This window comes from Arenibacter arenosicollis, assembly GCF_014397245.1.
GTDB lineage: Bacteria > Bacteroidota > Bacteroidia > Flavobacteriales > Flavobacteriaceae > Arenibacter > Arenibacter arenosicollis.
Window position 1 is genome coordinate 1 of record NZ_JACLHY010000036.1, and the last position, 13,090, is coordinate 13,090.

6 protein-coding genes are annotated in these 13,090 nt (G+C 42.3%); 1 reads left to right on the forward strand and 5 read right to left on the reverse strand.

The features are described 5' to 3' along the window. Positions 1–285: 285 nt before the first annotated feature. The gene (locus H4O18_RS20845; RefSeq protein ID WP_187588290.1) at positions 286–1,710 is read right to left on the reverse strand and encodes an L-serine ammonia-lyase; all 1,425 of its coding nucleotides are present in this window, start codon (positions 1,708–1,710) and stop codon (positions 286–288) included. Between the two features lie 2,171 nt (positions 1,711–3,881). Between H4O18_RS20845 and dnaK the strand changes: the two genes are divergently transcribed. Beyond that, a complete protein-coding gene (gene dnaK / locus H4O18_RS20850; protein ID WP_187588292.1) occupies positions 3,882–5,789 on the forward strand; it encodes a molecular chaperone DnaK in 1,908 nt (635 codons plus the stop codon). Between the two features lie 853 nt (positions 5,790–6,642). Here dnaK and H4O18_RS20855 read toward each other — a convergent pair. The 4 genes from H4O18_RS20855 to H4O18_RS20870 all read right to left on the reverse strand — a co-directional run bounded on the left by H4O18_RS20855 (position 6,643) and on the right by H4O18_RS20870 (position 13,081). Beyond that, complete coding sequence (locus H4O18_RS20855) at positions 6,643–7,557, reverse strand: metallophosphoesterase (protein ID WP_187588294.1); 915 nt, start codon at positions 7,555–7,557, stop codon at positions 6,643–6,645. Positions 7,558–8,595: 1,038 nt separating this feature from the next. Next, entirely contained in the window at positions 8,596–10,920 is a 2,325-nt protein-coding gene (locus H4O18_RS20860; protein WP_187588296.1) for a GumC family protein, read from the reverse strand. A 101-nt stretch (positions 10,921–11,021) separates the two neighbouring features. Then, entirely contained in the window at positions 11,022–11,798 is a 777-nt protein-coding gene (locus H4O18_RS20865) for a glycosyltransferase family 2 protein (protein WP_187588298.1), read from the reverse strand. Next, on the reverse strand, positions 11,798–13,081 hold the full coding sequence (locus tag H4O18_RS20870; protein WP_187588300.1) for a phenylacetate--CoA ligase family protein: 1,284 nt from the start codon (positions 13,079–13,081) through the stop codon (positions 11,798–11,800). Before H4O18_RS20870 ends, H4O18_RS20865 begins: the two co-directional genes overlap by 1 nt. Positions 13,082–13,090: the final 9 nt, after the last annotated feature.

The window sequence follows — 13,090 nt, forward strand, 5'->3', positions numbered from 1 at the left end:
GAAACATACCCCTAACCTCCCGCTAAAAAGCGGGACAGGCTCTCTCAAGAGGGGATTTTGTTTTTTCCAATGAGTCTAGCATCTAGATTCTAGGCTCTAGATTCTCCATACTGCTTTACTTCAAACATAAGCATTGTACACTTTAAAAAGCAGATTGCCATGCTGAGCGTGCATGACGGCTGGACATGTCTTTCTATCGGCAGGTAAACTCGCAATGACGAACAGTTCAGAATGATGAACACACAAACTTTTGCCTAGTGCCTAATGGCTTAAGAACACTGTTCACTAACAATCACTAAGGTACACCCCAACGGCAAGTCCGCCTTCGGAGGTTTCTTTGTATTTGGTACTCATATCCTTGGCGGTTTCCCACATGGTGTTCACCACCTTGTCCAACGGAACTTTAGCATTGGCGGGGTCGGAGTCCAACGCCAATTCAGCGGCATTGATGGCTTTTATGGCGCCCATACAATTGCGTTCTATACAAGGAATTTGTACCAACCCTCCTATGGGATCACAGGTTAGGCCCAAATGATGCTCCATGGCAATTTCTGCAGCCATAAGCACTTGCTCAGGGGTTCCGCCCATTAGTTCTGTCAGTGCTGCGGCGGCCATGGCAGAGGAAACCCCAATTTCGGCCTGACAACCGCCCATGGCTGCGGAAATGGTAGCGCCCTTTTTAAAAATGCTGCCTATTTCTCCTGCAACTAAGAGGAACTGTTTTACGTGCTCAAAAGTGGCCTCGTGGTTTTCAATGACCATATAGTACATAAGGACTGCGGGAATTACCCCGGCACTGCCATTGGTAGGAGCGGTGACCACCCTTCCCAAAGAGGCGTTTACCTCATTGACACTCAAGGCAAAACAGCTTACCCATTTAAGGATGGAACGGAATTTAACTTCGGTCTGTCTTATGGTGAGCAGCCACTCCTGTGGCGTGGAATAGGGGAGGCCCCCTTTTAGTTTTAGGTGGGTATCGTAGGCCCTTCTTCGTACATTAAGTCCGCCTGGAAGGTTACCTTCGGTATGGCAACCAATATACATACACTCCAACATAGTATCCCAAATGTGTTGTAAGCCCTTATCAATTTCAGCATCCGATCGCAGGGAACGTTCATTAAGCAGTACCAATTGGGAAATTGATTTATTTTCTTTTTTGCAGGCTGCCAATAGGTCAACCCCTTTTTCTATAGGAAAGGGGAAGGACTTAAATACTTCCAGTTTCTTTTTGGACCTTTTTAGTTCCTCCTTGACTACAAAGCCCCCTCCAATGGAATAGTAGGTTTCCTTTATTGATTTGCCGTTGGATAGACTAGCGGTAAAAGTGAGTCCATTGGCATGAAAGGGCAAAAATTCCCTTTTGAACACAATATCCAATTTGGGGTCAAAGGCAATTTCCAGGGAGTTGTTCAAAAGCAGCTTTTTACTTTCTTGAATACCTTTTATTATACCACTTATATTTTCAATAGGAATGGTTACCGGGTCGGCTCCGGTGAGGCCCAGCATAATGGCCAAGTCGGTGGCGTGACCTTTCCCGGTCAGGGAGAGGGAACCATAAACTTCTATTTGGATTTGGGTAACGGAAGGGAATACTTTTTTTTCCAGTAGTTCCCCTATAAATCGCTCTGCGGCACGCCATGGTCCCAAAGTATGGGAACTGGATGGGCCGACACCGATTTTAAGCATATCGAAAACACTAATGCATTCCATTTGGATATGTGTTTTTGTATTGTTTTTGCCAGTAAATATAGGATTATCTATTGGGAAATAAGGTGGCGATTATTAGCAATTGTTACGGTAATGTGGACCGAATGATCACAAGTCATTGGCCAGAGGAGGTTAATTTGAAATTGTGGTGATTTGATAATTTGATAATGGGTTAATGAATCAATGTATTAATGTGGAAATGTAACAATGACGGAATAGCCATAAGCCAAGAGCCAAGAGAAAAGAGCCAATAGCAAAGAGCCAAGAGCCAAGAGAAAAGAGAAAAGAGGAAAGAGAAGAGAATAAAGAGTCAAGAGCCTGAAGAGTTTAATTTGAAAATGAGTCAATTTGATAATTTGGAAATGTAGCAATGTAGCAATGTACCAATGACCGAATAGCCATAAGCCAAGAGGCAAAAATCAAGAGCCAAGAGAAAAGAGAAAAGAGGAAAGAGGAAAGAGAAGAGAATAAAGAGTCAAGAGCCTGAAGAGTTTAATTTGAAAATGTGGTGATTTGATAATTTGAAAATGAACCAATGTGGAAATGGGTTGATTTGGAAATGGGTTAATGAAATAATGTGGTAATGTACCAATGACGGAATAGCCATAAGCCAAGAGCCAAGAGCCAAGATTCTTCCAACGCTCGATTTCCGTATTTTCATCCGGTGGCTGAGCGTAGTCGAAGCCACTGCTTACTGAAAACTGCCCACTGATTACTTCGATTTCGACTCCGCTCAATCTCCGTGAAGACTTTCAACTTTCAACTTTTAAACATTCAACTATTGGCTTTTGGCTAATGGCTTTTGCCCATAGACTGTCTACTGAAAACTGTTCACTGTAAGAAGCAGATTGCCACCCAGGCTACCCCTTCCGTCTTCTCCTACGTCGAAGCCACCTTTTCCTCCCGCTAAAAAGCGGGACAGGCCAAGCTAGGGGAAGGAGCAGCTAGTTAAATAACTTTCAACACAAGACTTTAGTCTAGTCTCTAGCATTTAGGTTCTAGATTCTTCCAGCGCTCAATCTCCGTAATTTCATCTGGTGGCTGAGCCTACCTGTGTCGGTAGACAGGCGTAGTCGAAGCCACTGACTACTGAAAACTGTTCACTGTAAGAGGTAGATTGCCGCGCTTCGCCCGCCTAACGGCTGGGCAGGCCTCCCTTTCGGCAGGTTAACTCACTATGACAACAGCAAGGGCTCCTCCCTTGTGACGAAGGGAGGTGGCTTCGCCATAAGCGAAGACGGAGGGTTTTGAAAGCCCAGATCCTAGGTGTAAGACAATTGATAGATATGGGTTGAAACATACCCCTAACCTTCCGCTAAAAAGCGGAACAGGCCAAGCTAGGGGAAGGAACATCTAGTTAATCAATTTTTAACACAAGACTTTAGTCTTGGCTCTAACATCTAGGCTCTAGATTCTTCCAACGCTCAATCTCCGGAATTTCATCCGGTGGCTGAGCCTGCCTGTGTCGGCAGACAGGCGTAGTCGAAGCATCTGACCACTGACCACTGTTCATTGTAAGAAGCAGATTGCCACCCAGGCTACCCCTTCCGTCTTCTCCTATGTCGAAGCCACCTTCCCCTGCCTAGGGGAAGGAGCAGCTAGTTAAATAACTTTCAATACAAGACTTTAGTCTAGTCTCCAACATCTAGGCTCTAGATTCTTCCAACGTTCAATCTCCGTGAGGACATTCGTCATTGCGAGCCTGCCTGTCGGCAGACAGGGAGGCTCGCAATGACGAAGCAATCTCTTCATAAGAACAAGCAGATTGCCGCTCTTCGTACCCCCTTCCGTCTTCTCCTGTGTCGAAGCCACCTTTTCCTCCCGCTAAAAAGCGGGACAGGCCAAGCTAGGGGAAGGAGCATTTTGTTAGTGCGACTGGCAACCTTGAACTTTATAACTTTGAACTTTCAACTAACAACTGCATTAGTGATTGCAATGGATAGCTCCCAAGAGGGGACATTGAAAAGGACACTATTGGGACTAGCAATGGAAAGCACGACCCCTTGGCATATTTTTGGCCAAGGGGGAATGCCCAAAAAACCATAGAAACCTGCAATTTTTGGTCAATTTAAGGGTTGTTTCTGACAGCTTGTCATATTTTTTGTCATGGCACAATCATTGACTTAATAGACGCGAGTGCTAAAAAGAATTTTCAAAACAGTAAATATATAAACATGAGTAAAATTATTGGAATAGATTTAGGAACAACAAACTCTTGTGTTTCCGTAATGGAGGGTAACGAGCCTGTTGTTATCCCAAACGCAGAAGGTAAGAGAACTACTCCATCTGTCATTGCTTTTGTAGAGGGTGGCGAAATTAAGGTTGGAGATCCTGCCAAAAGACAGGCAGTTACAAATCCAAACAAAACCATTTATTCCATAAAACGTTTTATGGGTAATAAATACTCCGAATCCAAGAAGGAAGCGGAAAGGGTACCTTATAAGGTTGTTAAGGGAGATAATGATACCCCTAGAGTAGATATAGACGGACGTTTGTATTCTCCACAGGAACTTTCGGCTATGATTCTTCAGAAAATGAAGAAAACTGCCGAGGATTATTTGGGGCAGACGGTTACAAGAGCGGTAATTACCGTTCCTGCATATTTTAACGATGCGCAAAGACAAGCTACAAAAGAGGCCGGTGAAATTGCCGGACTTACCGTAGAAAGAATTATAAACGAGCCTACCGCAGCCTCTTTGGCCTACGGGATGGACAAAAAGGACACGGATCAGAAAATAGTGGTTTTCGATTTTGGTGGAGGAACTCATGATGTTTCCATCTTGGAATTGGGAGACGGTGTTTTTGAAGTATTGGCTACCGATGGAGATACCCACTTGGGTGGTGATGACGTGGATCAAAAGATAATCGACTGGTTGGCCGATGAGTTTAACAAAGAGGAAGGCATAGACCTACGTAAAGATGCTATGGCATTGCAACGTTTGAGAGAAGCTGCTGAAAAGGCAAAAATTGAGTTGTCGTCTTCAGCGCAGACCGAAATTAACCTTCCATACGTTACCGCTACGGCTTCAGGACCTAAGCATTTGGTACGTTCATTGACCAAAGCCAAGTTTGAGCAATTGATCGATGATTTGGTAAAACGTACTATTGAGCCTTGTGCCACTGCCTTAAAAGCAGCAGGTTTAAGCAAGAGCGATATTGACGAAATTATCTTGGTAGGTGGTTCTACAAGGATTCCTGCGGTACAGGATGCCGTTGAGAAGTTCTTTGGCAAGAAACCTTCCAAAGGTGTTAACCCTGATGAGGTGGTTGCCGTAGGTGCCGCTATACAAGGTGGGGTATTGACAGGAGATGTAAAAGACGTTCTTTTATTGGATGTTACGCCTTTGTCCCTAGGTATTGAAACTATGGGTAGCGTAATGACCAAATTGATAGAGGCCAACACAACTATCCCTACAAAGAAATCGCAAGTATTCTCTACAGCTGCTGATAATCAGCCATCTGTTGAGATCCATGTATTGCAGGGAGAACGCCCAATGGCAAAAGATAACAAGACTATAGGTCGTTTCCATTTGGATGGTATTCCACCAGCACAAAGAGGAACACCACAGATCGAAGTTACCTTTGATATTGATGCCAACGGTATTATAAAAGTATCGGCTACCGATAAGGCTACCAACAAAACGCAGGACATTAGAATTGAAGCTTCTTCAGGATTGACAGAAGAGGAAATCAAAAAAATGAAAGCGGAAGCTGAAGCCAATGCAGAAGCGGATAAAGTAGCTAAGGAAACTGCCGATAAGTTGAACGAGGCTGATGGAATGATCTTTCAGACCGAAAAGCAATTGACAGAATTTGGCGATAAATTGTCAGACGATAAGAAGAAACCTATTGAGGATGCTTTGGCAGAACTTAAGAAGGCCCATGAAGCCAAAGATTTGGCTTTGATCACTCCAGCTTTGGATAAGATCAATGAGGCTTGGAAAGTAGCTTCTGAAGAAATGTACAAAGCCCAGGCGGAAGCACAACAAGGTGCTCCTGCAGGTGGAGATGCAACAGCGTCCAACGGAGAGGCCAAAGAAGCCGATAACGTGGAAGACGTAGATTTCGAAGAAGTGAAATAAGAACTTCCAATATATATTACAAACCCCCATCAAGCAATTGATGGGGGTTTTGTTTTTTATATGGGTGCAGCCAAAAGCCATCCCGATAGTTATCGGGAGCCATGAGGCAAGAGCCAAGAGCCAAGAGCCAAGAGAAAAGATAAATGGAATAATGTGGAAATAGGTTAATGTGGAAATGGGAAAGTGGTTGGAGGCCAGTGATAATTTTTAAGGCAGGATTATTAGTCACTTCGACAGAGTCCCTTTTCGGGACGACGAGAAGTCGCACATACTAGGCTGGAGCTACTTGTGCGATTTAGCTCATGGCATAATTATTTTAGGGGTATGCGTGATTCAAAGGTTTAGCTACTTGTGCGATTTAGCTTATGACAATTCTATTTTACGGGTATTCGTGAACCTTCGGTTTCTCTCTATCGTTCGAAATGACTGTTCGGCAACTTTCAACTTTTGAACATTGAACATTTACATTGTTTATTGCTAATTGTTGATTGTTCATTGTAAGAAGCAGATTGCCACCCAGGCTACCCCTTCCGTCTTCTCCTACGTCGAAGCCACCTTCCCCGAGGAAGGAGCGCCTAGTTATGTAACTTTCAGCTCAAATCTTTAGTCTAGGCTCCAGCATCTAGGCTCTAGATTCTTCCTATACTCAATCTCCATGATTTCATCCGGTGGCTGAGCCTACCTGTGTCGGTAGACAGGCGTAGTCGAAGCCACTGATTACTGAAAACTGTTCACTGATTACTTCGATTTCGACTCCGCTCAATCTCCGTGAGGACATTCAACTTTCAACTTTTAAACATTCAACTATTGGCTTTTGGCTAATTGCTTTTGCCTAATGCCTTATGGCTAAGAATCAATTCTTAATTCCCAGCCTTCTAGACTGCTCGCGGCCATAGCCATGGACAAAAATGGAATCTTTTTTGAATTCTACGGTGGAAAAGGCAGAGGTGCTATCGGTTTCGACCATGCCTTTGAAGGTGAGGTAATGCACTCCGTTTCTTTCCATATAATCTCCATTGTGGTTATGCCCGTTGAAATAGAACTTAACATTGGGGTATTTGTCGATCAGGTAAACGAGCTGGGTGCTGTTCCAAAGACGGTGGACCTTATCCTCGCCCAGTACCGGGAAATGACAATAGAACCCCACATTTTCGTTATGCTCCGTGGCCAGTTTCAGTTCGCTTTCCACCCATTGCAACTGCTCATGGCTTAGGCCACCGTTCCAAGTCTGAAGATTGGGCATGTCAGCTTTGGAAAGCAGGGTAAAGAGGGAGTCGGTCTGAGCAATTTTTTTTGGAGAAATAGCACCTTGATAGCTGAGGTCGTTGCCGTCCAATACAATAAAGCGCCAGTTGTTTTCCACCAGGCTGTAGTACCGCTGGGTGAGGTTCATTTTGTTCATGACCTTGGATTTTAGGGAGTCGGCTACACTAAAATCATGATTGCCCAGGACATGGTATTTCTTGGTCTTTAAACCGTTCCAGATAGGTAGGACGGTATCAAAACTACTGAAATCCCGATCTATGAAGTCGCCCAAATGAATGGCGTAATCCAAGTCTTCTTTATTAAGTGCTGTAACGGCATGCTTTAATTTATCGGGGGAGTTTTTATAAAAGCGGGAAGGGGAGGACTCGCAGTAGCAGTACTGGCAATCGGCAATAATGCCAATGGACAGATCATGTTGAGGTACATTTTTATTTTCCTTTGATCCGCAAGCAGTGAGTAGGGCCAGCAGGATGATACTTAATTTAATTTTTAATAGGGTCATAGGGTAGTGGGGTTGGTTTAAAATGTCTACTTTGACCAAATATAGTTTTTTTTGGGTTTAAAGTTAGTGTGGAGGAGATTGGGTGTTTTTAGCCGTTAAGAATCAGGACGCATTAATGTCTTACTCAGTATTTAGAGCTGTCTTCAGTGCGTTTAGACCATAATCCAACATTGCGTTTTGTTTAGGAAGTTTGTTCATTTCTTTTGCACGCCCAAAAGAAACGAACCAGGGCCAAAAAGACAAGGTACAGTGTACCTTGAATTAGAGGAGCCAGCAGTAGCGAGGGCGAAGGCGCCTTCACCGAGGTATTTTTTCGACACCGAGGTCGAAAAACCGTGTGCGAAACTCCGCGTCGTCCCTTTATGGGGACTCCTGTTCTCGGAGCTTTTCCATCGCGCCAGCTGGCCCCTTGCAGTAAATGCAAATCGTTGCATTTACTTCTCGGTCCTATCCTGCGGTTAAGGATTTTTGGCTACGCCGGTTTAAACTGATTACTTTTATTTCAATCTTAATCGACTGATAACTGATAACTGATAACTGATAACAGTTCACTCACTTCCGGCTGCTTCGATTTCGACTACGCTCAATCTCTGTTAAGACATTCGTCATTGCGAGCCTGCCTGTCGGCAGACAGGGAGCGATAGCGACGAAGCAATCTCTTCATAAGAACAAGCAGATTGCCGCGCTGCGCCCGTCTGACGGCCGGGCAAGCCTCCCTATCGGCAGGTAGACTCACAATGACGTCAGTTAATAATGTTGAAGACACAAACTATTGGCTTTTGACTAATGGCTTTTGCCCATAGACTGTCTATTGAAAACTGTCCACTGTAAGAAGCAGATTGCCGCGCAAGCAACCCCTTCCGTCTTCTCCTAGGTCGAAGCCACCTTCCCTAGGGAAGGAGCAGCTAGTTAAATAACTTTCAACACAAATCTTTAGTCTAGGCTCTAGCATCTAGGTTCTAGATTCTTCCAACGCTCAATCTCCGTAAGGACCTTGAACTTTAAATTGTTCATTGCTAATTGTTAATTGTACATTGATCAATTATCGCTCCCATACCCATAGCCATAGCCATAGTTATAGCCTTTGGCTTTGCCATTGCCCACACCGTTTACCACATAGGCCATGTTTTTAAGCTTTTTGGTTTTGTGCAGGTTTTTGGAGAAATCCAAGAGGCGCTTGTCCGTTAGGCCGGCACGGGTTACAAATAAAGTGGCATCTGCGAATCTGGAGATCAAGAGGGTATCCGAGACCAACATAGTAGGTGCCGTGTCCAATATAATATAATCGAATTCTAGTTTTGCGTTTTCCAAAAATTGAGTAAATGCATTGCTAGATAACAATTCCGGGGCATTTGGTGGTATGGGGCCTCCAAAACATATATGATGCAAACCATTTCCAGGACCTTTTACCAGACAGTCTTTCCAATTCATCGCAGGATTGTTTAAAAAGTTGGACAGGCCTTTCTGTTGGGCATTCCCATTAAAATAGGTGTGCAGTTGGGGATTTCTTAAATCGGCACCTATCAACAAAACCTTTTTATTTAAACTGGCATAGGCCAATGATAAATTGCTGGCCAACAATGTTTTTCCTTCGCCTTTAACAGAAGAAGTCACAACAATGACTTGGCCCTCCATACCTTTGCTTTCTGGCAGGAGATAGCTAAGGTTAGTTCCTAAAATACTGAATGATTCCGCCAGAATAGAACGATCATTGACCTCCAAAAAACTTTTATTACCCTTGAAAAATGGGATTTCTCCGGCAATAGGAGTTTCTGGATTTAAAACTTCCAGATCCTTTCGATCCCTGATTTTTGTGTCCAGTGTAAATCTTATATAAAGTACGGCAAAGGGCAAAAACATACCGGCTATCAATGAAAGTGCATAGACGATGGTCTTCTTTGGCGATACCGGAATACTGCTTGTCAACCCGTAATCTACAATCTTTACGGATGGCGCGGTTACAGCGTAGCTTATGGCAGCCTCTTCGCGTTTTTGAAGTAGCAAGAGAAAAAGATTTTCCTTAATACTCTGTTGCCTTTCTATGGAACGCAACATTTTTTCCTTTTCCGGCAAACGGGCAAATTGGGAACCAGCGCGACTTTCTTCCTCCTTTAATTGACGTAGCGAATTTTTTAACTGTGTTTCATAGATATTCACCGATTTAATGGTGTTGACCTTGGCACGTTCCAATTGCTCGTTAAGGGCCACTAGGGTAGGGTGATCCTTACCTACGTTTTGTAACAATTTCTCCCTATCCAGTGAGAGTTTATTGTAGTCACTGACCAATGTATTAAGACTTGTATTTTCCAGCCCAATATTGGCAGGCAATAAACCATAATCCATCTGGTTGATTACAGATTGCTTTAATAAAATGGAAATAGAAATCTGATTCTCCAACTTATTTACCTCGGCCTCCGTTTCTGATTTTTTTAATAGGCTTGCTCCCGCATCTGCTTCTATATAGGAGAGGTTGTTGGAACGTTTAAAGCTTTCCTTGCCACCCTCAATAGAATCCAGCTCCTGGGTGAGGTATATAAAACGTTCGTCTATAAAGTCGAGTGTTCGTTTAGACACCAGTTGCCTGTCCAATACTCCGTCCCGATTAAATTTCTCGATCAGGGTATTTAGAATGGCCTCATTTTTATCAATGTTCCCACCATTTATGGATAAGGACAAAATTTCACTGCTTTTACTGGTAGCCTGTATTTGGATATCTTTTATTAATTGGAATATTACTTTCTTAATAGGGTTTAAAACTACACTAAAGTTGATACCCTGGTAAAAGCTGGGGTCTATACCCTCTCTTAATCGTATGCTAAAAGGAAGCCCTTCCGTGGGTATATCCGGTTCATTTAGGTTTGGCGTAAATATTTGTTCGTTTACGTCGGTAATTCTAATGCCGTTAGCATCCATGCTTATTTCGTAGGCTAACGGGTTTTGCAAACTATCTGCAGCAATTTGCTTCTCGATAATAAATGGGGCAACCCAAATTTGGGTAGATTTTACCTTGCCAACCTCGTAATAGGAAATGTCCAGGTGATGCTCTTCCACCACCTGTTTTAATATACGGTACGATTTTAAGACCTCAATTTCATTTTCCAGGTTGATCTTATTGTTCCTGCTTAACATGGCAAGGGCATCAGAAGCTATGTCCGCCTCCTTGGTGTCGTCTATAATCTTAATTTTGGCAACAGTGTTGAATTTAACCGGAGCATAGCGCATATAGAGAAAACCAAAACCTATGCAAGCAATGATAGCCAAGAGGAACCAGGGCCAATATCTTAGGTATTTCTTAGTGAAATCCATTAGCTCATAGGATTTATCTTCCTCAATACTCTCTATATTTCTAGGGAATTCTTTCATCTATTGTCTTCAAATTTAAATCTCAGTACCTATGCCATTAGGCAGTTGCAAATATCTTTAATAATTTCCGTTTTTTTGCAGTTTGCCTATTATGGTTACGTTTATTTTTTAGTTATCCGGGTTTTTACGTAGTACTTTTTAAATCCATTTAAGGACCATAAATTTAGTAGGTAAAAGGATCGCATCAAACTAAGTTTTTCTACGTCCCTATACACTTTCCAGACATAGGGGATCAATTTTAACTTACTTCTGGAAACGGAATTCTTTCTCATCCTATAAATTGCCATGGGCTGGGGGATACCATAAGCAAAATCAATTTTTTTAAGTATGGCCAACCAAAGGCCCCAATCTTGTCTTTTCTTTAATGCTGGCATATAATACTTACCAATTCTTCTAATGTCTATAAAAGCGGTAAGACAGGAAATAGGACAAGATTTTAGAACATCGTTGTAAGTGACCTTTTCAGGAACAATAAAATCAGTTATCAAGGGATTTAAGTCCTCGTCTTTTCGCTCATACGATGAAAATACGAATTCATAGTTATTGTCCAAACAAGTGTTCAGTGATGTTTCCAAAAAAAAAGGAAACCAAAGGTCATCACTGTCCAAAAAGGTGATGAATTGGCCTTGGGCCGCTGAAATTCCTTTGTTCCGTGTAATTCCTGGACCCGATTTCTCCAAATTCCTTATTAATTTAAAGCGGGCATCGCTTTGCACAAATTTTTCAACAATGGCTACCGATGCGTCCTCTGAACAATCATCTATTAATATCATTTCCCAATGGGAATGGGTCTGTTTTAGGACCGAATCCAATGTTGCCTCAATAAATTGGGCCGAATTATGTACAGGGGTTATGATGCTTATTAAATGTGTTTCCATTATCCTATGGTGGTTACAAAATCGTTCAGTTTTTCTTCCATATTGTGCAGGTCTTTCCCGTAGTAAAGATTAAAATCGATATCATTCTTAAAATATTTTTTCAACTCCTTTTCCAGAATATATTGGGAGCCGTCCTCAGTCTGTTCTATATAAATATCAACAATACCTTGGATGTGCTGTCTTGCCTGATAATTTAAGCTAATGCCATGTTCTGTGGACAGGTTTTTAATAACGTTGTAAATCATCCTCCCTGGAAATTCCTCGGTTTTTCCAATTATTTTTACACCTACCCGTCCGTTAATATTTAAAATAACAGGATGTGCCCGGCCACAGCTGCAGCTAAAATTCTTATCGGCTAATTCAATAATATCACCCAACCTGTACCTTATGATTGGAAATGATTTGGATAACAAATTGGTCACCAAAATTTCGCCATCCTCTTCTTCTACTATGACATGTTCCGTTGCAATATGCATATTCCCTTCCGGGCATTCAAAGGCAATAAGTCCGGATTCTGCGGATCCATATTCGCTTAAAATTTTTAATCCAAAAGCGGCTTTTACCTCTTCTTGATAAGAGTCAAATACCATTTCTGAGGTTCCTTTTATCATTTTAAGGTCATGATCAATTTTTAGCCCAGATCTATTCACCAGTTTGGCCACTTCATAGATCATGGAGGAATATCCGTGCAGGTATTTAGCACCCTTTAGGTTTTTGGCGAAATTTTTTATTTCCTCGGGACAATAGGAAAATATTCTAAATCTGTTCTGTAGCCGATCCAACCATTTAATTCTTAGGGCCAATTTTGAATCTATGTTATAGCCCCAAAGATACCCGTTTTTATCTGCGGGATGTACCCCATACCAGCTGTATCCCCTGAACATTGCCGCCCGGTTCTGTGAATCCCATTCCTCATTTTTATGGAACGCCAAGGACTCACCAGTGGTGCCTGAAGTTAATGCCTGAAACTTCTTCTTAAAAGGGTATTTGGAGTGTATTAGCCTGTTATACCTTATCAGGGTCATCTTGGAAATAGTGGGCAACTCCTTTAACTGTTTTAAATCTTTAAATTCTGAGGGCTTAAAGTTATAGTCATCAAAGGTAGTTTGGTAAAAGGCTGAATGTGTGTAGGCAAATTCTAAAAATTCCTTGCATTTTTGAAACTGGTATTCCAACAGTTCCTCTTTGGACCATGCATCGGACTTTAATAAAAAAGTAAGATGATTGGACAGGGACGGATTTCTCTTCCAAATACCAAGCGTGTAAAATAGTTTATTAACCATATTAAATTT